The following is a 25536-nucleotide window of genomic DNA, read 5'->3' on the forward strand; positions in this document are numbered from 1 at the left end:
ATGAGTAAAGATGACAATGAAAAAAAATGGTTTGATAAAAAAATATCTCGTCGTGATTTTCTGAAAAAGGCGGGATTGGCAGGAGCCGGCTTTGCAGTAGGAGCGAGCGGAGTCGGTGCCGTTTTATCGAATGTATTTGGTAACACTGCTGATCAGATGGAAGGAAAAGAGGAAATTTCTTTTTACGGAGAACATCAGTCGGGAATCGCGACACCTGTGCAAAGCAACGTTTATTTTGCGGTGTTGGATTTACATTCTGAAAATAAAGAAGAGATAATCCAAATGTTTAAAGAATGGACTGCTTACACTGAAAAACTTATGAAAGGTGAGCTCGTATCCCCCGAACTTAAAAATCATTTGTTGCCCCCTGTAGATACAGGAGAAGCATTAGGTCTTAATCCTTATCGTCTGACAGTAACTTTCGGTGTAAGTCCTGCATTTTTGGATAAATTGAAACTTGACAGTAAAAAAATCGAGGAATTTAAAGATTTGCCCCATTTTCCGAGAGATCAGATAAAAGAACAGTACAAAGGCGGAGATATTTGTATTCAGGCTTGTGCAGATGATCCGCAAGTAGCTTTTCACGCAGTAAGAAATCTTGTGAGAAAAGGACGTACTTTGATTACTCTTAAATGGAGTCAGGCGGGCTTTCTTCCTATCGGAAACAGAAAAGAAACACCTAGAAATCTGTTCGGATTTAAAGACGGAACAGAAAATCCCAAAAATGAGAATGATTTTAAAAATGTTGTCTGGTATGATAAAAATAACTGGCTCAAAGACGGAACATTTCTTATTGTAAGGCGTATTCAGATGCACCTTGAAACATGGGATCGTACTAATTTGCAGGAACAGGAAAATACTTTCGGAAGATATAAAGAAAGTGGAGCTCCTTTCGGAGAAAAAGACGAATTTGCAGTAATAGATATAAATAAAAAAGGGCCTGACGGAAAGCCGATACTTCCTATCGATTCCCATGTGTTTTTGGCTAAAAAAGCGGAAGCAAAAATATGCAGACGGGCTTTTTCGTATTCTGACGGAATTAACGAAATAAGCGGACAGTTTGATGCAGGGCTGCTTTTCATCTGTTTCCAGAAACATCCCGAGCAGTTTATAAAGATACAGAACAGTCTTGGAAGCGAAGATAAACTGAATGAATATATAACACATATAGGTACAGGGATTTTTGCATGTTTCGGAGGAGTAAAGAAAGGGGAATATATTGGGCAAAAATTATTTGAGTAAAATCGGAATTATATTGTTAATATGTTTTACTTTCTTTTCTGCAAATATAATTGCAAAAGAAAGCTACAGCGAACTTTATATAAAAATAACCGATGCAACTACAGCATTGAAAAATAATGATAAAAAAGAAACCGAAAAACTTATTGCAGAAATAAGAGAAAGTTTCAAATCCGTTAAAAATGCTGATTCGCCTCAAGGAAAAAAGGTTCAGGAAAGTTTGAGTAAAACCGGTGAAATAACTGAAAATGATTTGAAAGAAATTACAAAAGCATTACTGGCTTTTGAAAAAGAACAGAATCCCGTTGACGAAGTTCAGGTAAAAAAAGATTTTAAAGCTAAAATATATCCAGCTCTTGATACTTTGGAAAAAGTAATCAAAAGTAAAGATGTAGAAGCTATGAAAAAAGAATATCTGAAATATAACGGTGTATGGACAAGAAACGAGGCTGTAATCCGTGACAGAGATACTGCCTATTACGGAAAAGTGGAAACTGCAATGGCTTTTCTCAGAAGTTCTATGGAAATGGAGCCTTTTGACTACGACAATGTTATAAGTTCTTTCAATAATCTGAAAACCGTAATTCAGGAATTTCTGGATGGAAAGAAGATTGAACAGGTTTCTACAGAAGGAATTACTTTAAAACAGGCAATAGAACTTTTAAAAGAAGGGCTTGAAGCTTTTAAATCGGGAGATAAGTCTGCAGGACAGTCAAAAGTGAGAAAATTTATTGAAATATGGCCGACTGTAGAGGGTGACGTAAGTACCAGAAATGCTTCATTGTATACAAAAGTCGAAACGGAAACGCCTGTAATAATGGTGAAAGGTGGAGAAAAACAATATCAGGAAAAGTTACAGAATTTGATAACAGAGTTATCCCAAATAGACACTAAGGCTGAATATACTTTTGTTGATGCGATGTTTATACTTTTACGTGAAGGTGTAGAAGCATTGCTTATAGTGTTGGCTCTTGTGAGTGGACTTAAAGCGGCTAATCAGAAAAAAGGGCTTAAATGGGTCTATGCAGGAGCGGTTGCAGGGATTTTAGCGAGTATCGTAATTGCAGTTGTGTTGCAAAAGCTATTTCCGGCAGTTTCTTCAGGAACAAATCGTGAAATAATTGAGGGATTTGTAGGAATTTTTGCAGTAATTATGATGATAGGTATAGGAGTGTGGCTTCACAGCAAGTCATCATTAAAGGCCTGGAAAGATTATATGGACAGAAAAATGAATGTCGTACTCAGTACAGGAAGCTTTATATCCATGTTTGCATTAAGTTTTCTTGCGGTATTCAGAGAAGGAGCGGAAACGATTTTATTCTATGCGGGAATTTTACCTCTAATATCAGTACAAAATCTTATTACAGGTATTTCAGCAGCAGTAATAATACTTATTATAATAGCACTTGCTCTGACTTATGCTTCTTCAAAAATAAAAGTACATAGAGTATTCTTTATATTGACGTGGATGATTTATTTCCTTGCATTTAAAATGCTCGGAGTAAGTATTCATATGCTTCAGGTAGTAGGAGTTATACCTCTTCATGTGATACATTTTATTCCGACAGTGGGAATACTGGGGATTTATGCGAATGTAGAAGTGTTTATAAGTCAACTTATTCTTATATTAATAATTGCAGGAATAACTTTAAAAAGAAAAAAACAGTAATAATATTTTGAAAGGGTATGTTATGTCTGAAGAGAAAAATCAATCATTAATAGAACATTTAGGCGAATTTAGAAAAAGACTTATTATGACAATAATATTTTTTCTATTTGCTTTTGTTGCAAGTTTTGTGTTCTGTGCTGATATTTATCGACTACTGACCTATCCTTTCAGTAAAAAACTTCTGGTTTTAGGACCTGACGAAGTTTTGGGAATTTATGTAACTCTTGCGGGAATATGTGCTTTGAGTTTTACTCTGCCTTTTGCAAGTTATCAGTTGTGGGCATTTATAAAGCCCGGATTGAAAGAAAAAGAGGCAAAGATGATATTGACATATATTCCTGCGACTTTTATTTTGTTTGTCGGAGGACTGGCATTCGGATTTTTTGTGATAACGCCTGCATTGCTGAATATATTGCTGTCTATCGGAGAAGACTTGTTTAATGTGCAGGTTACAGCACGAAATTATCTGGAATTTGTTTTACATACATCATTACCTATTGCTGTTGTGTTTGAGTTGCCTGTTATAGCGGCATTTCTGACATCGCTGCATATTTTGACACCTATGTTTCTTACAAAAAACAGAAGATACGGATATTTTATATTGCTTGTATTGGCAGTAGTTCTGACACCTGCAGATTTTATAAGCGATTTGGCAATGACAGTTCCTCTTGTTTTGATTTATGAAATAAGTATTTCAGTAAGTAAATATATTTATAAAAAGAGAGAAGGATAGAATATGGGAATTTTTAGAGATATCGGAACACCCGGGCTTATAGTAATAATACTCGGAGCTTTACTTATTTTCGGACCGAAACGTTTGCCTGAATTAGGCGAAGCAGTAGGGAAAATGTTTAAAGAATTTAAAAAATCTATGTCGGATATAACAACTGACGGAGATGAAAAAAATAGCGAAAAAAAAGAATCCGATAAAAGCGAATAAGTTTAAAAAATAAAAATGTGTAACTTTGGTTACATATTTTTTTTATGGATATGATATAATTGGATATACAAAATAATTGAAACTAAAAATAAAAATTTTCTGAATAAAAGGAGACTGTTTTATGAATAAATTTTTCAGTTTAAATGATACTCTGTATCAGATTGTACAGAAATATCCTGAAGCATTGGATTTTCTCATAGCTAACGGCTTTGATCAGCTGAAAAACAAACAAATGTTTGAATCAATGGCAAAAAATATAAATCTTAATATGGCACTTAAAGCTAAAAAAATAAATCCCGAATTATTTGAGGAAAAGCTTGTCGCTTTTCTTGAAAAAGACAGTGAAACGGATATTTCTCTTGAAGGAAGAAAAGAAGATTCTACGGGAGATATACTCATTGAAGGGGTATTGCCCTGTCCAATAAGAATACCTTTGCTTGAGGGGATTAAAGGCTGGGTAAATAAGAGAAATGATGAAGTGGATTATAAAATAGCATACGAATTGCAATCAGCAAATTTAGGACTTGATTGGGTTGTGGATAAAGTAAAAACGGGAGATCCTGATAAAGTATCGGATATACTTCTTTCTGCAGGATTCGAGTTGTTTTTTGATAAGGAACTTATGGGTCAATACATGGAAAAGGGTATATTTGAAACGTATCTGGATGAAATGAACAAAGATTTCTGCAATGACAAAATAGATTTAAGAGATCCGAAAAAACAATATGCCATAATGGGAGTAGTTCCTGCTGTATTTCTTATAAATAAAACGGTGTTGGGAGATAGAAAACCTCCTCAAACATGGGAAGATATACTTAGTGAAGAGTTTGAAGATTCGGTAGCGTTACCTATGAACGATTTGGATTTGTTCAATGCATTGATTATCAATATATACAAAGAACACGGTTCGGAAGGAATACAGAAATTGGCGAGATCTTACAAGAAAAATCTTCATCCTGCACAAATGGTAAAAGCTAAAGGGAGAAGCGGGGATGCTCCTGCAGTAAGTATAATTCCTTATTTCTTTACGCAAATGCTTATGGGAGCGACTGATTTGGAAGCTGTTTGGCCCAAAGACGGAGCTTTATTAAGTCCTATATTTATGATTACAAAAAAAGCTAAAAAAGATAAGATACAGCCGTTTATAGATTTCTTTATGTCCGAAGAAATAGGAACACTGTTTTCTGCAAACAGTAAATTTCCTTCCACAAACCCCAATGTAGACAATCATTTGACCGAAGATCAGAAATTTAAATGGATAGGATGGGATTTCATTCACGGAAATGATGTCGGAGGACTTGTCAGAAAATGTGAAGATGAATTTAATGAAGCGATTATGAAATTATAAAAAGTTGTCTTGGAAATAGTAAAATAAGGTTTTATTATTTGACGATAAAAAGACAAAAAAATTATTATTAAAAAACACAAAGTATAATTATATTTCTTTGATATATGAAAAAATTGCTGTTTAAAAGGAGGTAAAAATGAATTTAATAATAGTTTCCGGACCCCCTTCATCAGGAAAAACAAGTGTGATTTTAAAAACGGTAGATGCACTAAAAAAACAGGGAATGTCAGTAGGGGTTGTAAAATTTGACTGTTTGTATACAGATGACGATATATTGTATGAAAAAGCAGGAATACCTGTGAAAAAAGGTATTTCGGGAGCTTTGTGTCCGGATCATTTTTTCGTTTCAAATATAGAAGAAGTGGTGCAGTGGGGAAGAAGTTTAGGACTTTCTATGCTTATTACCGAGTCGGCAGGACTTTGCAACCGTTGTTCTCCTTATATTAAAGATATAAAAGGAATATGCGTAATAGATAATTTATCGGGTATAAATACTCCGAAAAAAATCGGACCTATGTTAAAAGCAGCGGATATTGTTATTATTACAAAGGGAGATATAGTATCTCAGGCGGAAAGAGAAGTATTTGCATCAAGAGTAAATTCGGTAAATCCTACTGCAATTACAATGCATGTCAACGGACTTACAGGGCAGGGGGCTTATGAGTTGAGTACACTTCTTTACGAGAAAGAAAAAGAAATAGAAAGTGTTCAGGGGAAAAAGCTCAGATTTCCTATGCCGTCGGCATTATGTTCCTATTGTTTAGGAGAAACAAGAATAGGCGAGAAATATCAAATGGGAAATGTAAGAAAAATGAATTTAGGCGGTAAAGATGAAAAATAAATTGGTCGATGAGTTCAAAATAAGCGAACTTATCTTAAAATATCCTTTTGCAGAAAACTTTTTCAATGAAAATGCCATTAATATAAACGGTCATGAAGATAAAACTTTCAGTGAATTTTTGGAAAGATTTACTGAAGAAGAAATAGAAGACATGGCACTGGATATCGAAAAGATAAAAGAGGGATTAGTTGAATATATAGATCAGATGAAGCTGTTTCTTGGAATGGAAGAAGATAAAGGGGTCGAAGTATTGACGATAATTGCGGGACAGGATAAATCCGGGAATCCTGAAGGCTTTAACAGACTTGATATACATAAATCGGAAATAATATCTATAGTGGGACCTACAGGTTCAGGAAAATCAAGGCTCCTTGCCGATATTGAATGGACTGCTCAAAAAGACACTCCGACTCAAAGGGAAATACTTATAAATGAAGAACTTCCCGATAAAAAGTGGCGTTTTTCATCTAACAATAAGCTGGTCGCACAGTTATCCCAAAATATGAATTTTGTTATGGATTTGTCAGTGAAAGATTTTCTTGAACTGCATGCAAAAAGCAGAATGATTGAAAATGTTGAGGAAGTTACGGATAAAATAATACAGGAAGCAAACAAACTGGCAGGAGAACAGTTTAATCTTGATACACCTGTTACTGCCCTTAGCGGAGGACAGTCAAGGGCCTTAATGATAGCTGATACTGCGATTTTGAGTTCTTCTCCTATAGTTTTAATAGATGAAATTGAAAATGCCGGAATTGACAGAAAAAAAGCACTCAATTTGCTCGTGTCGGCAGATAAGATAGTGTTAATGGCTACTCATGATCCGACATTGGCATTGATAGCCGATAAAAGAATAATAATTAAAAACGGAGGGATTGCAAAAATAATAGAAACAAGTTCTGAAGAAAAGAAAATACTCTTAAAACTTGAAGAAATGGACAATACAATCCAACAGATGAGAACGGCTTTGAGAAACGGAGAGATATTGAGTGATTCTAATTTTTAATAAAGTAGCAGAAAAAAGAAAAGATATTGACTAATTTATAGAATATGCTATAATAATATTGAAGCAAAAAGCTTAAAAACAGGTGTTCCACTACCTTAAAATGAAGGACAGATAAAAACAGGTGTTGCACTACCTTAAAATGAAGCAATTTTAAATACGAAAAGCTACCCGATTATTTTGGGTAGCTTTCTTTAAAAAAGAGGGGGATTAAGTATGAAATTATATGAAATAGATGAGAATTATATAAATTATTTAAAATTTTTTGACAGTAAGGTTTTAAATCATTCAGGAAGTAACTATAAAAAAACAAGAAAATATATCGGTTTACTGCTTCGTGTAAATGACTGTGATTATATAGCACTTCTTTCTTCTCCGAATAAAAAAAGTGACTATGACCAAAATGGAAAAATAAAAAAATCAAATAATTTTATAATTAGAATAGTTGCTTCTCAAAGTAAAAGAAATATTTTATTAGGCACTATAAAAATAAGCAATATGATACCTGTTTTTGATAGAAGTGTTATAAAATACTACGATATTCATAAAGAGCAGGATGAATATTATAAATTGTTAATCATTAGAGAATTAAGATTTATTTATGTTAACAAAGAGAAAATAAACAGAACTGCTTCAAGGTTATATAATCAAAAGATTAATAATATGTCTATGGACTATATAAAACATACTGTTGATTTTGAATTGTTGGAAGAGAAAGCTAAATTGTATAAAAAATAGTAAAAAAAGATAAAATAAATTACGTTATTTTATATAGACTAAATATAATTGACGAAATATGAAATTGATAAATTTTCGTAAAAATATAGTGAGAGTATGAATACAAAAATGTATTCTCATAGTTTATACCAGGGAAATGAGGGCAATAAGCCCTCACAAAATTCTTAAATCTCATCTTTAAACATTATTATAAATGCTGAAAACAATATTAAACAACAGACAAGAGGAGCTTTTTCTTTGAGAATTTCAGAGAAAAAGGATCCTGTTACAGCTCCTGTCATAAAGAAAAATATTAATCCGAAATATGTCATAAATTTATGTTTAAATTCTTTGTCTTTTGTCATAAGATAGTGAAATAAATTTTCTGTTCCGCTTCTTAGATTTCCTGTACACATCGTAGTGGCAGAAATATTACCGTTTATTTTTCTGAACCCTTGAACCTGAAGAGAGCAGACAAATGATATTGCGATATTTACAAAAACGTTCAGTTCTCCTATAGGCACAAAGGAAGACGTAAAAAGGACAACAATTTCCATTAGAACAACTATTTGTCTCCAATGGATTTTATCGTGTTTAAACTTTCTTTTTATAAATTCTGCAATCAGAATACCCAAAGCAAAAGCAAAAATAGGCAGAAAATAAAAAAGAGCCTCTCTCCAACGTCTTTCGGTCAGTCTTAGTGCAAAAAAAACCATATTCCCGGTTTGAGCATTTGCGAGAACTTTTCCTCTCATTATAAAAGTATATGCATCTGTAAATCCTCCGACAAGACACAATAACAGTCCCAATCGGAAAGTGTCCGAAGTCTGTTTTTTTTGTTTATTATATCCCCACATTTGTTTATCTCGCTTTCCTGATAAATTAACTAAATTTCACATATTGATAGTATATCACAGATTTATTATTTGTCGAGGAATTTTTATCTTGACATTTTTAAGTGCCGAAAATCCGTTCGTTTAGTAGGAATATGAAAGTAATAAGTTTTCACAGCTTTTTTAATATTTTTTTATATTTTATAGACAAAAACAAATTGACATTCTTATAAGTAAAGGCTATAATATATCTATAAAATAAGAAAACAAAATTTTCTGGTCTATTTGTGACCGACATTACAATTTTTGGGCTTTACTCTTTCTTAATGGGGTCAGATCTTTGTATTTTGAATCAGGTACATCACGGCGGTTTCTATACTTTGCACGGATTCTGTACGACTTACAAATATGACTACCACCTGTAACAACTACAGGCGACCAAAAATTCAGTCGGAACGGTAGATCGGATTTTTTATTTAAAATATTTTTATGAACAGTTAAAAAAGTATAATTTTATAATATTTGATTTTAAAGATTTTTTTTGATATGACAAACTTATTTGAGAAAAAGTTAAAAAAGTAAAGAAAAAAATACAAAAAAAATTTTGATTTTACAAAAAATGAGGTATATTTTAATAGTACTTATTTTTAAAAAAGATTTTATCTTTTTTGTCTTTTCATAGCGTTACTTAAAAGAGTGGAACCCCAACCACTCTTTTCCTTATATTTCGATTTTTGAAAAATCGACTTTATATTTATTATTCTGTAGTTTTATTAAAATTCCTTTATCGCATAATATTGATATTTCCCTTGAGAGAGAAGGCCTTGTAACTTCAAATTTTTTTGAAAGCTCGGATATATTAGGTTTAAATATGATAATATTGTCTTTCTGATTTTCTCTAATGTAACTCAGAACTTTATCATTTATAGTCTTATTTATGAAGTTAAACCATATTCTTTTGGATAAAAGCTGACTTTTATTGGAAATTTCGTCAAGAAAATTTAAGAGAAGTCTTTTATCTTCCTGCATAACTTCCACGAAATCTTTTTTGTTTAAAAATATAAGTTTGGAATTTTCCACTGAGATTAAATCTACAGGAAAAACTTTCATATTTCCGAAAATAAAAGCGGGAGCTATAATTTCCCGAGCTTTTATAAAATCAATAGTAATGGAATCGCCTCCGAATTTCTGCATTTCTCCTTTGGCAGTTCCTTCGAGAATGATTATAATATGATCGATTTTATCTCCTCTGAAAAAAATTGATTCATTCTTTTTATAGTTTTTCGTCTGAAAATTTATTTTTTTTAATATATTTTCTGTTTCATGAATATTAAATCCTTTAAATAAAGAAATTTCAGATACTTTTTTATAAAGTTCTTCAGGTTTCATATAACCTCCCGAAAATAAAAGTTATTTTAGAAATATTTCGACAATTATCGGAATAAATATAGAAGGAATCATATTTGCCACTTTTATATTTTTTTTCAGAACAACATTAATGCCCAAAGCACAAATCATTATTCCGCCCAAGAAATTCAAGTCCGATATTGCAGTGGGAGTTAAAAAAGACTTTATCTGTCTTGCGAAAAGGTATATCGTTCCCTGATATAAGAAAGCCGATATAGCTGAAAAAATAACTCCGACACCGTATATTGATGCAAATACTATTCCCGTAATCCCGTCCAGAATAGCTTTTATATTCATTATTTTATTATCTCCGGTAAGCCCGCTGTTAATAGGTCCCACAATAGCCATTGCTCCTACACAGTAAAGAATAGTCGTGACTGAAAGCCCTTTGGCAAAATTGGAATCTTTTTCCTTATTTTCCACAGAATCGACTAAATTTTTATTTTTATAGGAAACTGATGAAATTTTTGAAAATTTATTTTCTACAAAAGTACTCAGTTTTTTTATTTGTAAATCTATATCAATAATTTGTCCTATAATTAAACCTATTATGAGATATATCAGAACTGTAATATCTCTATTTGAACTTAGTGTGCTTTTTACTCCTGAAATTATTATAAATAGACCGATACAGTCCATTACAATATTTCTCATGCTTTCCTTAAATTTTTTTCCTATAAGAAGCCCTAAAAGACTCCCGATAATAATAGCTAAAAAATCCGTAAAAATTCCCATTAATACTTATTTTCCTTTCATAAAAATCCTTTTATTTATTATGCTTTTTTACTATGTATGACGAATTATAACATAATGAGAGTTGATTGTATAGGCAGAAAAAAATAACTTGAAAATAATATGGAAATATGGTACTATATTTCGTATATGAAAAAGGATATTCCGCTTTTATTGTTGATGCCGATATATCGGTAGAGATAGAAAGAATATCGCGTAAAGAAGGGAGTGGATTTCTTGAAAGAGAAATTAATCGAACTGGTAGAAAAAGAATACTTAAAATCCGATATACCTCAATTTAAGTCAGGGGACACAGTAGCTGTTCACTATAAAGTAAAAGAGGGAAATAAGGAAAGAATACAGGTGTTCGAAGGTGTAGTTATAAGAGTTTCCGGTGGTGGAATGGCTAAAAACTTCACAGTGAGAAAAGTATCTTCAGGAATAGGTGTAGAAAGAATATTACCTATTAATTCTCCGTTAATTGAAAAAATAGAAGTTAAGAGAATAGGAAAAGTAAGAAGATCAAGACTATATTATTTAAGAAACTTATCAGGAAAAGCTGCTAGAATTAAAGAAATCAGAAAGTAGCTAAAAGCTAGCATTTTGCTGGCTTTTTCTGTTTTATAGAAAGGAAAATAGGATGAATATAATATTATGGGGGATGTTTTATCTGATAATGACAGTTATTCTTTTATATTTTTTTATAAGAGAAAAGCAGGTGGTTAATTTTATAAGAAAAAAAGAAGATGAGATATTGAAAAAAATTCCTATGGGAGATAAAGGAGAAGAAAAAAGAATAAAAATCGGAAATATTATAACTGTTATCGGGATTCTGGTTTCTGTAGCTTTTTATTTTTTAGTGGATAAAGAGCCTGATCCGGTAATCAGAATTAAAATTTACGGAATATACGGGATGTTTGTATTGAATTTGAGTATTTTAGTTATGAGGGAGCAACATGAATGGGCATTTTTAGCAAATCTTGTTATGCTGTTTCTGTCAAAACTGATGTTTAATATTTTGGATACGAATTTTTATATTTATCTGTTTATAAATATGATATTGGCTTTTCCGCTGATTTTTCTTTACAGAAGACATTCCAAAAAAAGAATTACCGAGTCTTCTTTGAGAAATGATCTCAAACCTGAGGAATTTAATGTTGAATTGGAAAAGGTTAAAAAAGAAACAGGACTGGATACCGAAGAAGCCAGAAAAGAAATGGTAGAATTGGAAAAAAGAAAACAGAGCACATTGGGAAAATCTTTTGCAAGACTTGATACAACTGTAACAGCAGTAATTCTTGTGCTGATTATACAGACATTTTATCTTGGGAACTATGTAATTCCCACAGGATCCATGGAACCTACAATAAAAGTAAAAGACAGAGCTTTTGCAAACATGGTAAAATATAAGTTCGGAAAGCCTAAAGTCGGAGATATTATAGCTTTTAAAGAGCCTGTAACCGATAAAATAATGTATACTAAAAGAATAACGGGAACACCGGGGCAGACTTTTCAGATAAAGGATATTTCACTAACGAATCTTACTGACCCTTCATCAGAAAGAACTGAAGAAACAAATGCAGGAAGAATATATTTAGATGATAAAATTTCGGAAGTTTTGAACAGACCTTACAGTGTAGAAGGACTTGTTCAGGATAAAAAAATATATATTCCTAAAAAAGGAGATAAAGTAAAGTTAGATAAAATTATAATGATATCAAAATTATATGAAAAAAGAGAAGAAAAAGAAACGGAATTATTAAAAGATAACTTTTTGTTATCTCAAGCAGATTGGGATGGATATAAAGAGGATAAAAATTATCTTGAAATAACACCTGAAGAATTTTTAAGCAGAATAAATACAAATAGAGATTTTAAAAACATTGTAGGAATTTCTGATAAATTTAGAGAAGATGATCCGAAATTAAATGTTTATTATACATTCACATTAAAAGTGGAAGGAAGAGATGAACTGGTACTTCCCATACAGGATTTCAAATATAACGACGAAAAGTTTATGAAACTTTTAAAGGGAGAAACTGTAACTCTTGATAAAAACTATTATATGGCAATGGGAGATAATACTACAAACAGTTTAGATTCGAGATTTTTCGGATATGTTTCTGAAGACAGAATAAAAGGAAACCTTTTATTCAGATGGTGGCCGTTGAACAGAATAGGATTATTGTAAAAAGATAAGGAAAAAAGAAGTGCTTGAAAAAATAGAAATTATAAAAATTTGTGAGGTTCAGGAAAGAATAATAATCGAACTTTGCAAAATACATAATGAAAATTTTGATAAAAAAGTCGAAAGTAAATATTTTGAAGAAATTTTATCAAATACACAATATACAGTTTATTATATGAAAAAGTCGGAAAAAGTATCGGGATATATTATTTATTACGATACTTTTGACAGTTTTGACTTATTTGAGATTGCAATAAAAAAAGAATTTCAAAATAAAGGCTTGGGAAATGAATTGCTTGAAAAGACTATAGACAGACTGTTTAATGAAGAAAAATATAAAAAAACGGTATTTCTTGAAGTTAATGAAAATAATTTTAGTGCTGTAAAGTTATACAAAAAAAATAATTTTAAAGAAATTTCTCTGAGAAAAAATTATTACGGAGCGGGTCAGAATGCTCTGATAATGGTGAGGAATTTATAGGATTGTAATTTGGTAAAATTGAAAAAAATATAAAAAAATGATATTCTATAAATATAAATGATTAAAAAACAGGAGGGAAAAAATGATAAAGGAGTTAAGCAAAACATATTCTCCAAATGAGATAGAAGAAAAGTGGTATAAAATATGGGAAGAAAAAGGGTATTTTAATGCACAGCATAATGACGAAAAGCCCGGTTATTCCATAGTTATTCCTCCGCCTAATGTGACAGGAATATTGCACATGGGACATATGCTTGATAATGCTATTCAGGATACGATTATAAGATATAAAAGAATGAGCGGATTTGATACGTTGTGGGTTCCGGGGACTGATCATGCGGGAATTGCGACACAGAATAAAGTGGAAAGAATGCTGAAAGATGAGGGAACTTCCAAAGAAGAAATCGGCAGAGAAGAATTTTTGAAAAGAACATGGGAGTGGAAAGAAAAACACGGAGGACTTATAACTAAACAGTTGAGAAGACTTGGAGTTTCTCTTGACTGGTCGAGAGAAAGATTTACAATGGATGAAGGACTTTCCAAAGCTGTAAAGGAAGTGTTTATAAAACTTTACAATGACGGACTTATTTACAGAGGAGAGTATATTGTAAACTGGTGTCCTCATGATAAAACGGCATTGGCAGATGACGAAGTAAATCATATTGAGAAAAACGGAAAAATATGGGAAATAAAATATCAGATAAAAGACAGTGATGAATTTGTAGTAATAGCAACTACAAGACCTGAAACAATGCTTGGAGATACAGGGGTAGCTGTAAATCCCAAAGATGAAAGATATTCTCACTTAATAGGGAAAACAGTAATATTGCCTTTGATGAATAGAGAAATACCTGTAGTTGCCGATGAATATGTAGATATGGAGTTTGGAACGGGAGTTGTTAAAATGACACCTTCTCACGATCCTAACGATTTTGAAGTGGCTAAAAGAACAGGATTGGCATTTTTGAATATATTTACCGAAGATGCCAAAGTAAACGAAAATGGTGGTAAATACTGCGGACTTGACAGATTTGAAGCGAGAAAAGCTGTTTTGAAAGACTTGGAAGAGCAGGGACTTCTTGTAAGTGTAAAAGATCATAAAAATGCAGTAGGACATTGCTACAGATGTGATTCTGTAATAGAGCCGAGAGTTTCTACCCAGTGGTTTGTAAAAATGCAGCCTCTTGCAGAAAGAGCGTTGGAAGTGGTAAAAAACGGACAGGTAAAAATAACTCCTCAAAGATGGGAAAAAGTGTATTATAACTGGCTTGAAAATATAAGGGACTGGACTATCTCAAGGCAGATTTGGTGGGGACACAGAATACCCGCTTATTATGCCGAAGACGGAACAGTGTTTGTGGCAAGAGATATTGAAGAGGCAAAAGCACAGGCAAGGAAAAAATTCGGAAAAGATGTTGATTTGAGAGAAGAAACGGATGTACTTGATACATGGTTTTCGTCAGCATTATGGCCTTTTTCCACAATGGGTTGGCCTGAAAAAACAAAGGATCTGGAAAAATTCTTTCCGACAGATACATTGGTAACGGGAGCGGATATATTATTTTTCTGGGTTGCAAGAATGATAATGATGAGTTTATACATAATGGATGAAATTCCTTTTAATTATGTATATCTGCACGGACTGATAAGAGATGAAATCGGAAGAAAGATGAGTAAATCATTGGGAAATTCTCCTGATCCGTTGGATCTTATAGATAAATACGGAGCGGATGCTATAAGATACAGTTTCCTTTACAATACGTCCCAAGGACAGGATATACATTTTTCCGAAAAATTAATGGAAATGGGATCGACTTTTGCAAATAAAATATGGAATGTTTCAAAATTTGTATTGTCCAATCTCGAAGATTTTAATACGGAAACATCGGTAACTGATTTGGAATTTAAACTGGAAGATACATGGATACTGTCAAAACTCCAATCAGCTGCAGCAAGAATAAATGAATATATGAACGGTTATGAATTGGATAATGCTGCAAAAGCGGTTTATGAGTTTTTCAGAGGAGAATTTTGTGACTGGTATGTGGAAATAGCAAAAACGAGAGTATACGGAGGAGAAGGTACTGACAAAGTTACTGCTCAATGGGTATTAAGACATGTTCTTGACAGTGGACTTAAAATGCTTCATCCGTTTATGCCTTTTATTACTGAAGAAATTTGGCAAAAACTTGATTTTGATGAAGAAACTGTAATGCTTTCAGATTTTCCTAAGGAAGATAAATTACTCATAAATAAAGAAGCTGAAAAGGAATTCGATTATTTGAAAGAAGTAATAACGGCTGTAAGAAATATAAGAGGGGAAGCTAATGTTTCACCATCGAAAAAAATCGAAGTTATTTTTAAAACTTCTTCGGAAAGTGAAAAGAAAATATTGACGGATAATCCGAAAATACTTGATAAATTGGCAAATATAGAAAAATACGGATTTACTCCTGATGTTCAAATTCCTGAACTTGTAGGCTTCAGATTGGTAGAAACGACTGAAATATACGTACCTCTTGCCGATCTGATAGACAAAGAAAAAGAAATAGCAAAACTCGAAAAGGATATTGAGAAAACTCAAAAAGAATTGGATAAAGTTTTAGGGAAATTATCTAATGAGGCTTTTTTAGGAAAAGCTCCTCAAGCTGTTATAGATAAAGAAAATGCTATAAAAGAAGAATTGGAAACTAAAATAGCTAAATTCAGGGAATCTATAAATTTATATAAATAACTTAAAAAAAATCCGAAAATGTAGTATAATATAGTTGGGGTAAAGTATTTATTTATATTTTAGGAGGTAAAAATGAAAAAATTGATTATAGCAATATTATTGGGATTGTCTTTAATATCGTGTTCTGCCGGAGTAGGAGTAAATGTCGGAAAGCACGGAGTCAACGGACACGCAGGTATTTCATTCTAGAAAAAAGGATAGAGAGGAGGAGATACAATGGGAGCAATTTTTTGGGCAATTTCCGCATCGGTTTTTGCTGTACTGGAAATTATTATTCCGGGACTTGTAACAATATGGTTAGCTTTGGCAGCTCTTGTTGTAACAGTTTTTGCCGGGTTAATTAATAATGCTTATATTGAATTTTTCATATTCGCAGTATTATCATTAATTTTTATTTTATTTACAAGACCTGTTTTACAGAATTATTTGAAGAAAAAAATAAAACACGATTTTAATTCAAATATGACAGGTTCTGAAATAAAAATAGAAAAAGTTGTTAATTCGGATAAAGCTAAAAAAGAATATGAAGTAAAATTTAAAGGATCTATATGGACCGGTACCAGCGAAGAATTTTTCAAAGTCGGAGATATGGTAAGAATAAAAAGTTTTGAAGGTAATAAAATAGTACTGGAAAGAAAATAATTTTTAATAAAAATCAGGAGGAAAATTATGGGATTTATTTTGCTGCCACTTATAATAATTTTTATAACAATTGCGTTAATTATAGTATTTAAAGCTATAAAAATAGTACCTGAATCAAGAGTTTACATAATTGAAAAATTAGGGAAGTATGATCAGTCATTGGAATCCGGATTAAACTTTATAAATCCGTTTTTTGATAAAGTGTCAAGGGTTGTTTCGTTAAAAGAACAGGTTGTGGATTTTCCTCCTCAGCCCGTAATTACAAAGGATAACGCTACGATGCAGATAGATACAATAATATATTTTCAGATTACAGATCCGAAACTATATACTTATGGAATAGAAAGACCTATTTCGGCAATAGAAAATCTTACTGCTACAACATTGAGAAATATAATAGGAGATATGACTGTCGATCAGACACTGACTTCAAGAGATGTAATAAATACAAATATGAGAGTGGAACTTGACGAGGCTACTGATCCTTGGGGAATTAAAGTAAACAGGGTAGAGTTGAAAAGTATAATTCCTCCGGCAGATATAAGATCGGCAATGGAAAAAGAAATGAAAGCCGAAAGGGAAAAAAGAGCAAATATCCTTGAAGCACAGGCAAGAAGAGAGTCGGCAATATTAGTTGCAGAAGGAGAAAAACAGGCTGCAATACTTAGAGCAGAAGCTAAAAAAGAGCAACAGATAAAAGAAGCGGAAGGGGAAGCGGAAGCTATTCTTTCCATTCAAAGAGCGAAAGCCGAAGCATTAAGACTGTTAAGAGAGTCTGACCCTACTGCAGAAGTATTGGCGTTAAAAGGAATGGAAACTTTTGAAAAAGTTGCCGACGGAAAATCAACTAAAATTATAATACCGAGCAATATGCAAAATTTGGCAAGTATGGTAACTGCATTTGCCGAATTAAATGAAAAACAAGTAAATAAACCTGAAACAAAATAATAATTAAAAATAAAAAGAGCTGTTTTTGAAGTTGTAATTAGTTTAAAAATATTTTGTTTTATTCAAAAAATGTTTTTAAAAATTTACTTATTTCAAACAGCTCTTTTTTCTTTATTCAGGTATAACTGCCCATGCTCTTACAGGTAAACCGTTTGCATGAATAATTCTCGGTGCGGCTATAAATATAACAGCTCCCACAGGAGGTAATTTATCAAGATTTGCCATAGCTTCTACCTGAAACTTATCTTTTTGAAGAATGTATCTTTCTCCTACCAAATCCCCGTTTTTTGCACAGGTAACTGCTGCATCGGTATCAAGTGTTTCGTGTCCTACTCCGGCTATATTTCTTTCATCAAATAAAAATTCCAAAGTGGAAACAGGCCAACCCGGTGAATGAGCATTTCCATTTTTATCAGCATTTGTAAGGGAAACTATACAAGGCCATCTTTTACTCCAGTCAGATCTGAAAACTACAAATGAACCCTCAGGAACAGTCCCGTGTTTTTCTTCAAATTCTTTAATGTCATCTATTGAAATTTCATAGTCATTATTTTCTTTCACTTTCTCACTCAAATCAATAACAACAAGAGGTAATACAGTGTCCTCAACTTTGAAATCCCCTGCAAGACGTGCGTTTTTAACAAAATGCCCCGGATAATCTATATGACCTAAATTTCCGAAGAATTATACATATGAAAAAAGGACATAGAATTAGTCTTTTTCTATAATAATTCTTCAGGAAATTTAATATCCATATATTTAAATATTTCTTTCTGTTTCTTTGTTACTTCTCCCAATTTAAGTTTTTCATTACCTCTTTCATAACTTTCTATCAAGTCCAATTCATCAAGAAGTTCCTGTGTTGTGTATTTCTTATATAATTCTTTTTCACTCATCTTATTTTTTATATACGATAGCATTACTAATGACACGAATGTTACAAATATTTTTCCATCCATTGTAGGTTTTGATGATACTCTTAATCTTCTTGCATCAAGTCGGTCTTTTATATTATGAAATGCTTTCTCTGCTACATCTTTTGTCTATATATACTTAATATTTCTCTTGCTTCAAGATTTTCATTACTTATCAAACTGAAATAACCATATTTTTTCATATGTTTTTCTATAATATCATCTTTTGCTACAGCAATTATATTTTTCTTTTTCAACTTTAATATCGAAATATTTCCTATAGTCTTCGACTTTTTTCATTTTCTACATTATTTTCTATATCTGTTTTAATTTAATCAGGTATTCTGTAAAATCTTTATCTTCTTTTAAAGCTTTTTCATCATCAAAAAACACATACAAGTAAAGATACTTCTTATTTTCCTTGTCTGTATCGTCCCACATAAGTATTTCTTTTTACCATATATATTATATTCAGCTATATAATTAGTAAATTTCTTAATATCTTTTACTTTTTCTATTCTTTCTTTTATTATTTTTGATGATGACTTTGTTCCTACAATAAATTTAAATTTATTATTCATGAGTTCATCTATATTGTTTTTACTGTAGAATCCTCTATCCATCACTAATTTAGGTTTCTTAACTCCTATATACTGAACATCTTTTATTAATCTTCTAACTGTTGACACATCAACAATGTTTCCTGGTAAAACTCTATAGTAAAAAGGCAATCTTGACTTTTCTCCATACAAAATTGCAAGATTGATTTGTGCTAATGTATCATTTTCCTTATTATATCCGTATCTCATTTGATTAATAGCTTTTGAATAAGATGATATGCTTGTTGTATCATAAGCCCAATACTCATCTTCTTTCAACTGTTCAGCCTGTAATTTAAAGAAATTGTTTTTTCCGCTTTCATTTATTTCTGAAAACATTTCACTTATTCTTTGAGAAGTTAGTTCACTTCTGTTAAATGTTTTATGAATTTTACTCCATTTTTCATATCTTGATATAGGACTATCTTTTTCTAATATCAGATATTGTGCAACAGATAAAATTTCTTTGTACAAATCAGGAAAACATTCTTTAAGATTAGAAGTCAGTCCCAATTTTTTAGCAATAAGATTTAAAAGCAGATTAGCACCATAAAATTTACGCTTATCATTTTGAGCTTTATTTTCTTCCAATTTCTTTTTTTGAGTGGAAGTAGGTACAATTTGTCCAGTAAGAGGGTCCTTAATACCGATTAATTTTCTTTTAGATTTAGATTTTTTTTCAGATTTATCCCAATAGTTAATAGATTCATAAACATAAGTTTTATTGTATTTTTTATTATATAGAAAAACTAAAGAAGCCATAAGATTATCACCTATGTATAATTATACATAGAAATAAAGAAAAAGTCAAGAAAAAAATGTAGAAAAAAGCAATAAAATTAATCTTTTTTCTACTTCATATGTTTATTTCTTCGGAAATTTAGGTATTATATTTGATTTTATGATTGAAATTTATTATAATGTTTCTAAAGATAGATATTATAGATGGAGGATAATTCAATGAGAAAATTTAGAGAATTAATGTGTTGCTGTATGAAATTATAAGTTTGCTGCTTAATTTGTTAATAGTTAGGTGCAGACTTATTTGTGTTTTATATAGTTGCACCTGATGACTCTAAATTTGAATCGGAATAATAGATATAAAGAGCTTTCAGGAAAGATTCCCGAAAGCTTTTGTTTTATATAACCTTTCCTAATTAAAGTATAGCGGGTGTAACTATATATAGAAAATATATTTAATTATTGAAAGGAGAATAAAACATGAAAAGTTTTTTAGGATTTAAAAAGTTAAATTTATTAGTTCAGATTACAATAGGGGGATTGTTAGGTGCCTTTGCAGGATATTTATTTCCTTCACTGGGAAAAGAATTAAAAATATTGGGAGTATTATTTACAAATCTTATTCAAATGGTTATAGTACCGCTAATATTTCCGATAGTTGTCTTGTCAATTGTTACTATTAAGAATAGTAACAAATTCGGAAAGTTGGCATTTAAAACATTTTCGTTTTTCTTTTTAATAACTACACTATTAATTACGATCAGCCTAGTTTTGGGGAAAGTTTCAGGAGCTGGTTCAAGTATACATGCCGTGAATGTTTCTACAGAGGCGATTAAAGGGGTAGCTTCGGACATTAATATAAATGATTTTTTATTATCAATAATACCTAAAAATGTTGTTTCGGCTTTGTCTGAAGGAAATCTTTTACCTATTATATTTTTTGCAGTATTTTTAGGAATAGCTTTAATTGCTATAGGAGATGATAATAAACCTGTAATTGATTTTTTTGAAGCATGGTCAAAAGCTATGTTTAAAATTGTAAATTACGCTATCTCATTTGCACCTGTGGGAGTGTTTGGATTAGTTGCGAGTAACGTGGCAAAGACAGGATTGGGAGATTTGTATTTATTGGGACAGTTTGTTTTATTACTGTATGTAGGTTATTTATCGACAGTACTTATTGTTTTTCCGATTATTGCTTATATATATAAAGTTCCTTATATCAGACTGCTTTCAAATATTAAAGATCTGATTTTAATAGCTTTTACTACAGGGAGTTCAAGTGTTGTTTTACCTACATTGATTGAGCGTAGTGAGAAAAACGGCGTGCCGTCAGAAATTTCGGCGTTTGCAGTGCCGTTGGGATATTCTTTTAATTTGACAGGAGCTTGTGTATATATAAGTCTTTCTGTGGCATTTATTACGAATTTATACGGTAATCCTATTCAATGGGTGCAGTTATTGCCTTTAATATTATTTTTAACAATTATAACTAAAGGTATTGCTGCTGTTCCGGCAGGAGCATTGGTTGTTTTATTAGCTACCGCAGGACAGTTAAACTTGCCGCCCGAAGGAGTGGCGTTGATAGTGGCTGTTGATTTTCTTGCAAATGCAGGTCGTACAGCAGTAAATGTGGTGGGAAATGCACTTATACCTACTATCATTGCTAAATCTGAAAATGAGTTTATTGAAGAATCTTCGGATTTGAAAGAGAAAGTATTGATAAACAGTAATTAAAAAACTTTATGGAAACATTCTATTGAGCAGAATACTGAAGATGAAAAAATATAGTTATGAAGGAGATGAAAAAATGGCAAAAGTTTACATTATACATGAAAATATAGATTGGACACAGCACTTAATCAAAAGATTGGAGGAATTGTCAGTTCCTTATGAAGAATTGAATTTGTCCGAAGGAGTTATTGATATTCAGAAAGAGCCTGAGAAAGGTGTTTATTACAACAGAATGAGTGCCTCTTCCCATACGAGAGGGCATAGATATGCTCCGGAATTAACAGAGCAAGTATTGACATGGCTTGAAAATAAAGGAGCTGTTGTTATCAACGGAACATCGGCAATAAATTTGGAAGTAAGTAAATTGAAGCAATATATTTTATTACAGAAATTCGGGATAAAAACTCCGGAATCTTTGGGAGCTGTGGGAAAGGAGCAAATTCTTTCTGCCGGGAAAAAACTTAATAAATATCCTTTTATAATTAAGCATAATCGTGCAGGTAAAGGACTGGGAGTAAGGCTCATAAGAAGTTATGAAGAACTGAAAAATTATGTAGAAGGAGGACAGTTCGAAGATTCTGTGGATGGAATAAGTCTGATTCAGGAATATGTGAAACCTGCAGACGGTCATATTGTAAGAGCGGAATTCATAGGAGGAAAATATTTTTATGCAGTCAAAGTAGATTCTCGTGACGGATTTGAGCTCTGTCCTGCAGACTCATGTCAAATAGATGATAAATTTTGTCCTGTAGGAGAAAGTTCTTCAAAAGAAAATAAATTTAAAATTATTGACAGATTGCCTGAGGAACAGATACTAAAATATGAACAGTTTTTAGAAGAGCATAATATAAATGTTGCAGCAATTGAATTTATCGTAAATGAAGACAACGAAGTTTATGTTTATGATATAAATACTAACACTAATTATAATGCCGATGCTGAAAAAATTGCAGGTAAGTATGCAATGCTTGAATTAGCTGAATATTTGAAAAATAAATTGGAAAAATTGTAAATGTTATAGATGGAATAGATTTGGACAGAGTTAAAATATTTATGTAGAGGAGATTAGTATACAGGAGTGTAAATCGGATGAAAGAAATACAGAATTTACAGAAAATATTTAAAAAGGAATTTAAGTGGTTTCACAAACATCCTGAGTTACCTCTAGAAAAATACGAAACAACAAAACAGATTGAGGAAATATTGTAGAAAGGCAAAGGAAAATAGAAAATGATTGAAATTTCAAATGTAAAAAAAGTCTTTAAAAATAAAAAAACGGAAGTTCATGCTTTAAAAGATGTTTCTTTAAAAGTGGAAAAAGGCGATATTTTCGGAATAGTAGGATATTCAGGGGCAAGAAAATCGACTTTACTGCGTTTGGTAAATTTATTGGAAAAGCCTGATAGCGGAAGTGTAAAAATAAAAGGAAAAGAAATCGTTTACTTGTCTGAAAGAGAATTGAATAAATTAAGAAAAAATATAGGAATGGTTTTTCAACAATTTAATTTGCTGGAAGCACAAACAGTTTATCAAAATTTGAAAATACCGAATGGGCTAAAGCTATTGTGGAGGCTTATCACTCAGAAGAATTTAAAAAATATTTGGAAGCAAATAATAAAGGTTTGTGGTATGTACCTGATGAGAATAAATAAAAAAGGCAACTCCATACTTCATTTTTTTTGATTAATTTGGTATAATAAAAAATAGAAATAATAGAATCAACTATACTGTCTAAGGAGATATAAAATGAGTGAATTAAATGATTTGTTTGAAGAAATGCTGAATGATTATCTTCCCGAAGAGAAAAAATCAGGAGATATTGTGGAAGCTGTTATTGTCAGAAAAGACAATGATTTCGGATATCTGGATTTGAGCGGAAAACAGGAAGGAAGAATTTTAATCAGAGAAATTGAAGATTTTAATATAGGAGATACTATCGAAGTAAAAGTCTTGAGAAATGATGAAGAAAATGTTATTGTATCCAAGTTTTTACTTGACAAAGCAAAAGAATTTGTCGATTTCAGCGAGGGAGAAACTGTTACAGGGACAATTTTCAAAAAAATAAAAGGCGGATATTCAGTTAAAGTAAGTAAAAATGAAGGATTTTTACCTTTCTCGCTTTCAAGTTTTGAGAGAAATAACGATCACATAGGAGAAAAATTCAAATTTATTATAAAAGAAAAAACGAGAAACGGTTTGACATTGTCAAGAACTGACCTTATAAAAAAAGAAGAAGAAGACTATTTGAAATCAATCAATATCGGAGATACGCTAACGGGAGAAGTAAAAAAAGTGCTTGATTTCGGAATAATAGTTAATCTTGGAGTAACGACAGGATTTATACATATTTCCGAATTGGGATGGCACCACGGTGCGGATGCTTTAAAAAACTATAAGGAAGGCGATAAAATAGAAGCTAAAGTTATAGATATTGACAACGAAAAGAAAAGCGTCAAGCTGAGTGTTAAACAGTTGTCGGAAAATCCATGGAACAGTGTAAAGGAAAAATATAAAATAGGAGATATATTGGAAAAAGACGTTTCTGAAGTTTTTGAGTTCGGACTGTTGATAGAATTGGAAAAAGATATTGAAGGACTGCTTCATGTTTCGGATTTGGCTTACAGAAGAGTTTCCAATTTAAATTCCAAATATAAAAAAGGCGATGTTATTAAATTTAAAATTATAGGATTTAATGACGAAAAAAACAGATTGTCGTTAAGTGCGAAAGCTTTATTTGATGATATGTGGGATAAAATAGAAGGATTATACAATGTCGGAGATGTTGTAAAAGGTAAAGTTGTAAATGTTCAGGAATACGGTATATTCCTTGAGATTCGTGAAGGAGTGGAAGTATTTATCCATAAAAACGAGTTTTCTTGGGACAGAAACGAAAACATTAAATTTAAAGTCGGAGATGAAGTTGAATTTAAAATAATTTCTTTGGATAAAAACGAAAAGAAAATCGGAGGAAGTATAAAACAGTTGACAGTATCTCCATGGAAAGAAGCTGCCGAACAGTATAAAATAGGAAATAAAGTAAAAGTACCTATTGTTGAAATACAGGAAAACGGTGTACTTGTAAAATTAACAGACAGATTTAACGGAATGGTTCCTAAAAAAGAGTTGACAGATGAATTTTTAAAAGATATTTCCGAAAAATTTTCTGTAGGAGATGAAGTCGAAGCTGTAATTACTGAAACTAATGAAAAAAGAAAATCAATCATTTTATCGGTTAAAAAAATCAAAGAAATAGAAGATAAAAAAGAATTAGAAGAATTGATGAAAATATACGGAGTATAAACAGTAATGTGAGGGCATAAGCCCTCACAATTTTTCTATGTTTTTTTGATTTTATTGGCAGAAAAAAGTTAAACGGTTACTTCTATTTATTTATATTTTCATAAGGTTTAAAAAATTCTAAAGAATATTTAAAAGAATAATCTTCTCCTTTTGACCATTTCAAAGTCCCTATCACATGTGAAATGACAGCATAAATTAAAATTCCGAGCATAATTACAGTAATAAAAAGAAGAATAATTCCGCTGACTTTGGCAATCGCAAGAGTATTAAGCAGTGAAGTCAGAATAAACAGTATGATTATTGAAGTAAATTCCATATTTATAATTTTGCATAATATTTCTTTAGGTTTATCATACAAGGTTTTTCTCGAAAAATGCAGAAAAAATAATCCGAAAAAGGGAAAAATCCAGCTTATAAGAAGAATAAATCCGATTTGTTTTTTAATTTTTTCTTTATCGATATTATTGGATAAATTAGTATTTTCAGTATTTTGTTTGTTTTCTTTTTTTAATTTTCTCATATATCT

At 31.4% G+C, this 25536-nt stretch carries 26 protein-coding genes and 1 other RNA gene; 19 read left to right on the top strand and 8 right to left on the bottom strand.

Features of this window, described 5'->3' with window-relative positions:
• From efeB to FVE72_RS02620, 8 genes are all read left to right on the top strand, one after another.
• Positions 1–1242 (top strand): iron uptake transporter deferrochelatase/peroxidase subunit, encoded by a 1242-nt coding sequence (gene efeB / locus FVE72_RS02585; protein WP_026737142.1) that lies wholly within the window; start codon positions 1–3, stop codon positions 1240–1242.
• Positions 1235–2908, top strand: coding sequence for an FTR1 family iron permease (locus tag FVE72_RS02590; protein WP_232049468.1), 1674 nt, complete (start codon positions 1235–1237; stop codon positions 2906–2908). Before efeB ends, FVE72_RS02590 begins: the two co-directional genes overlap by 8 nt.
• Positions 2909–2930: 22 nt before the next feature.
• Positions 2931–3641, top strand: coding sequence for a twin-arginine translocase subunit TatC (tatC, locus tag FVE72_RS02595; RefSeq protein WP_006808253.1), 711 nt, complete (start codon positions 2931–2933; stop codon positions 3639–3641).
• A gap of 3 nt (positions 3642–3644) precedes the next feature.
• A complete protein-coding gene (locus tag FVE72_RS02600) occupies positions 3645–3848 on the top strand; it encodes a twin-arginine translocase TatA/TatE family subunit (protein WP_006808233.1) in 204 nt (67 codons plus the stop codon).
• 121 nt (positions 3849–3969) lie between these two features.
• Positions 3970–5196 (top strand): ABC transporter substrate-binding protein, encoded by a 1227-nt coding sequence (locus FVE72_RS02605; protein ID WP_026737144.1) that lies wholly within the window; start codon positions 3970–3972, stop codon positions 5194–5196.
• 136 nt (positions 5197–5332) lie between these two features.
• Positions 5333–6037, top strand: coding sequence for a GTP-binding protein (locus FVE72_RS02610; RefSeq protein ID WP_026737145.1), 705 nt, complete (start codon positions 5333–5335; stop codon positions 6035–6037).
• Between the two features lie 151 nt (positions 6038–6188).
• Complete coding sequence (locus tag FVE72_RS02615) at positions 6189–7043, top strand: ATP-binding cassette domain-containing protein (protein WP_197734923.1); 855 nt, start codon at positions 6189–6191, stop codon at positions 7041–7043.
• A 213-nt stretch (positions 7044–7256) separates the two neighbouring features.
• Positions 7257–7778, top strand: a complete 522-nt coding sequence (locus tag FVE72_RS02620) for a type III toxin-antitoxin system ToxN/AbiQ family toxin (RefSeq protein WP_026737147.1) — start codon at positions 7257–7259, stop codon at positions 7776–7778.
• A gap of 164 nt (positions 7779–7942) precedes the next feature.
• Here FVE72_RS02620 and FVE72_RS02625 read toward each other — a convergent pair whose 3' ends face one another.
• Complete coding sequence (locus FVE72_RS02625) at positions 7943–8614, bottom strand: YoaK family protein (RefSeq protein WP_026737148.1); 672 nt, start codon at positions 8612–8614, stop codon at positions 7943–7945.
• 246 nt (positions 8615–8860) lie between these two features.
• On the opposite strand from FVE72_RS02625, the gene ssrS reads away from it, so the two are divergent.
• Positions 8861–9064, top strand: a non-coding RNA gene (ssrS, locus tag FVE72_RS02630) — 6S RNA.
• Positions 9065–9310: 246 nt separating this feature from the next.
• Here the strand turns inward: ssrS and FVE72_RS02635 are convergent.
• Entirely contained in the window at positions 9311–9979 is a 669-nt protein-coding gene (locus tag FVE72_RS02635; protein ID WP_036056035.1) for a Crp/Fnr family transcriptional regulator, read from the bottom strand.
• 21 nt (positions 9980–10000) lie between these two features.
• On the bottom strand, positions 10001–10732 hold the full coding sequence (locus FVE72_RS02640; RefSeq protein ID WP_026737150.1) for a DUF554 domain-containing protein: 732 nt from the start codon (positions 10730–10732) through the stop codon (positions 10001–10003).
• Between the two features lie 234 nt (positions 10733–10966).
• On the opposite strand from FVE72_RS02640, the gene rplS reads away from it, so the two are divergent.
• From rplS to FVE72_RS02670, 6 genes are all read left to right on the top strand, one after another.
• Complete coding sequence (gene rplS, locus FVE72_RS02645) at positions 10967–11317, top strand: 50S ribosomal protein L19 (RefSeq protein WP_006808240.1); 351 nt, start codon at positions 10967–10969, stop codon at positions 11315–11317.
• Positions 11318–11369: 52 nt separating this feature from the next.
• Positions 11370–12920, top strand: a complete 1551-nt coding sequence (gene lepB, locus FVE72_RS02650) for a signal peptidase I (RefSeq protein WP_026737151.1) — start codon at positions 11370–11372, stop codon at positions 12918–12920.
• A 19-nt stretch (positions 12921–12939) separates the two neighbouring features.
• On the top strand, positions 12940–13398 hold the full coding sequence (rimI, locus tag FVE72_RS02655) for a ribosomal protein S18-alanine N-acetyltransferase (protein WP_051411728.1): 459 nt from the start codon (positions 12940–12942) through the stop codon (positions 13396–13398).
• Between the two features lie 85 nt (positions 13399–13483).
• Positions 13484–16132 carry a valine--tRNA ligase gene (locus FVE72_RS02660; RefSeq protein WP_036056308.1) on the top strand — a complete coding sequence of 883 codons (2649 nt, stop codon included), beginning with the start codon at positions 13484–13486 and terminating at the stop codon, positions 16130–16132.
• A gap of 216 nt (positions 16133–16348) precedes the next feature.
• A complete protein-coding gene (locus FVE72_RS02665; protein ID WP_026737154.1) occupies positions 16349–16774 on the top strand; it encodes an NfeD family protein in 426 nt (141 codons plus the stop codon).
• A 27-nt stretch (positions 16775–16801) separates the two neighbouring features.
• On the top strand, positions 16802–17722 hold the full coding sequence (locus FVE72_RS02670) for an SPFH domain-containing protein (protein WP_026737155.1): 921 nt from the start codon (positions 16802–16804) through the stop codon (positions 17720–17722).
• Positions 17723–17833: 111 nt separating this feature from the next.
• Here FVE72_RS02670 and FVE72_RS02675 read toward each other — a convergent pair whose 3' ends face one another.
• The 4 genes from FVE72_RS02675 to FVE72_RS02685 form a co-directional block, all read right to left on the bottom strand.
• Positions 17834–18385 carry a cyclase family protein gene (locus FVE72_RS02675; RefSeq protein WP_232049496.1) on the bottom strand — a complete coding sequence of 184 codons (552 nt, stop codon included), beginning with the start codon at positions 18383–18385 and terminating at the stop codon, positions 17834–17836.
• 59 nt (positions 18386–18444) lie between these two features.
• Positions 18445–18681, bottom strand: coding sequence for a hypothetical protein (locus tag FVE72_RS02680; RefSeq protein ID WP_146966343.1), 237 nt, complete (start codon positions 18679–18681; stop codon positions 18445–18447).
• Between the two features lie 71 nt (positions 18682–18752).
• Positions 18753–18893, bottom strand: a complete 141-nt coding sequence (locus tag FVE72_RS11200; RefSeq protein WP_154669368.1) for a hypothetical protein — start codon at positions 18891–18893, stop codon at positions 18753–18755.
• Positions 18894–19001: 108 nt separating this feature from the next.
• Positions 19002–19997: an IS1634 family transposase gene (locus FVE72_RS02685; RefSeq protein WP_146966354.1), complete on the bottom strand. Its 996-nt coding sequence runs from the start codon at positions 19995–19997 to the stop codon at positions 19002–19004.
• 459 nt (positions 19998–20456) lie between these two features.
• Between FVE72_RS02685 and FVE72_RS02690 the strand changes: the two genes are divergently transcribed.
• The 4 genes from FVE72_RS02690 to FVE72_RS02715 all read left to right on the top strand — a co-directional run bounded on the left by FVE72_RS02690 (position 20457) and on the right by FVE72_RS02715 (position 25010).
• Positions 20457–21713, top strand: coding sequence for a dicarboxylate/amino acid:cation symporter (locus tag FVE72_RS02690; protein WP_026737156.1), 1257 nt, complete (start codon positions 20457–20459; stop codon positions 21711–21713).
• Between the two features lie 40 nt (positions 21714–21753).
• Positions 21754–22722: an ATP-grasp domain-containing protein gene (locus tag FVE72_RS02695; RefSeq protein ID WP_232049469.1), complete on the top strand. Its 969-nt coding sequence runs from the start codon at positions 21754–21756 to the stop codon at positions 22720–22722.
• Between the two features lie 218 nt (positions 22723–22940).
• Entirely contained in the window at positions 22941–23393 is a 453-nt protein-coding gene (locus FVE72_RS02705) for an ATP-binding cassette domain-containing protein (RefSeq protein ID WP_026737158.1), read from the top strand.
• 63 nt (positions 23394–23456) lie between these two features.
• On the top strand, positions 23457–25010 hold the full coding sequence (locus tag FVE72_RS02715) for a S1 RNA-binding domain-containing protein (RefSeq protein WP_026737159.1): 1554 nt from the start codon (positions 23457–23459) through the stop codon (positions 25008–25010).
• A gap of 82 nt (positions 25011–25092) precedes the next feature.
• Here the strand turns inward: FVE72_RS02715 and FVE72_RS02720 are convergent, their stop codons facing one another.
• On the bottom strand, positions 25093–25530 hold the full coding sequence (locus FVE72_RS02720; protein WP_026737160.1) for a hypothetical protein: 438 nt from the start codon (positions 25528–25530) through the stop codon (positions 25093–25095).
• Between the last annotated feature and the right edge of the window lie 6 nt (positions 25531–25536).

This window comes from Pseudoleptotrichia goodfellowii, from assembly GCF_007990505.1.
Classification (GTDB): domain Bacteria; phylum Fusobacteriota; class Fusobacteriia; order Fusobacteriales; family Leptotrichiaceae; genus Pseudoleptotrichia; species Pseudoleptotrichia goodfellowii.

What these genes read in the sequence shown, in the direction of transcription:
- FVE72_RS02665 (WP_026737154.1), top strand. Translation starts at nt 16,349, where the DNA reads ATGGGAGCAATTTTTTGGGCAATTTCCGCATCGGTTTTTGCTGTACTG.
- FVE72_RS02715 (WP_026737159.1), top strand. Translation starts at nt 23,457, where the DNA reads ATGAGTGAATTAAATGATTTGTTTGAAGAAATGCTGAATGATTATCTT.
- FVE72_RS02680 (WP_146966343.1), bottom strand. Translation starts at nt 18,681, where the DNA reads ATGGATGGAAAAATATTTGTAACATTCGTGTCATTAGTAATGCTATCG.
- FVE72_RS02705 (WP_026737158.1), top strand. Translation starts at nt 22,941, where the DNA reads ATGATTGAAATTTCAAATGTAAAAAAAGTCTTTAAAAATAAAAAAACG.
- FVE72_RS02625 (WP_026737148.1), bottom strand. Translation starts at nt 8,614, where the DNA reads ATGTGGGGATATAATAAACAAAAAAAACAGACTTCGGACACTTTCCGA.
- FVE72_RS02635 (WP_036056035.1), bottom strand. Translation starts at nt 9,979, where the DNA reads ATGAAACCTGAAGAACTTTATAAAAAAGTATCTGAAATTTCTTTATTT.
- FVE72_RS02670 (WP_026737155.1), top strand. Translation starts at nt 16,802, where the DNA reads ATGGGATTTATTTTGCTGCCACTTATAATAATTTTTATAACAATTGCG.
- FVE72_RS02610 (WP_026737145.1), top strand. Translation starts at nt 5,333, where the DNA reads ATGAATTTAATAATAGTTTCCGGACCCCCTTCATCAGGAAAAACAAGT.
- FVE72_RS02615 (WP_197734923.1), top strand. Translation starts at nt 6,189, where the DNA reads ATGGCACTGGATATCGAAAAGATAAAAGAGGGATTAGTTGAATATATA.
- FVE72_RS02640 (WP_026737150.1), bottom strand. Translation starts at nt 10,732, where the DNA reads ATGGGAATTTTTACGGATTTTTTAGCTATTATTATCGGGAGTCTTTTA.
- FVE72_RS02605 (WP_026737144.1), top strand. Translation starts at nt 3,970, where the DNA reads ATGAATAAATTTTTCAGTTTAAATGATACTCTGTATCAGATTGTACAG.
- FVE72_RS02620 (WP_026737147.1), top strand. Translation starts at nt 7,257, where the DNA reads ATGAAATTATATGAAATAGATGAGAATTATATAAATTATTTAAAATTT.
- FVE72_RS02600 (WP_006808233.1), top strand. Translation starts at nt 3,645, where the DNA reads ATGGGAATTTTTAGAGATATCGGAACACCCGGGCTTATAGTAATAATA.
- FVE72_RS02695 (WP_232049469.1), top strand. Translation starts at nt 21,754, where the DNA reads ATGAAAAAATATAGTTATGAAGGAGATGAAAAAATGGCAAAAGTTTAC.
- FVE72_RS02690 (WP_026737156.1), top strand. Translation starts at nt 20,457, where the DNA reads ATGAAAAGTTTTTTAGGATTTAAAAAGTTAAATTTATTAGTTCAGATT.
- efeB (WP_026737142.1), top strand. Translation starts at nt 1, where the DNA reads ATGAGTAAAGATGACAATGAAAAAAAATGGTTTGATAAAAAAATATCT.
- lepB (WP_026737151.1), top strand. Translation starts at nt 11,370, where the DNA reads ATGAATATAATATTATGGGGGATGTTTTATCTGATAATGACAGTTATT.
- FVE72_RS02685 (WP_146966354.1), bottom strand. Translation starts at nt 19,997, where the DNA reads ATGGCTTCTTTAGTTTTTCTATATAATAAAAAATACAATAAAACTTAT.
- FVE72_RS02720 (WP_026737160.1), bottom strand. Translation starts at nt 25,530, where the DNA reads ATGAGAAAATTAAAAAAAGAAAACAAACAAAATACTGAAAATACTAAT.
- tatC (WP_006808253.1), top strand. Translation starts at nt 2,931, where the DNA reads ATGTCTGAAGAGAAAAATCAATCATTAATAGAACATTTAGGCGAATTT.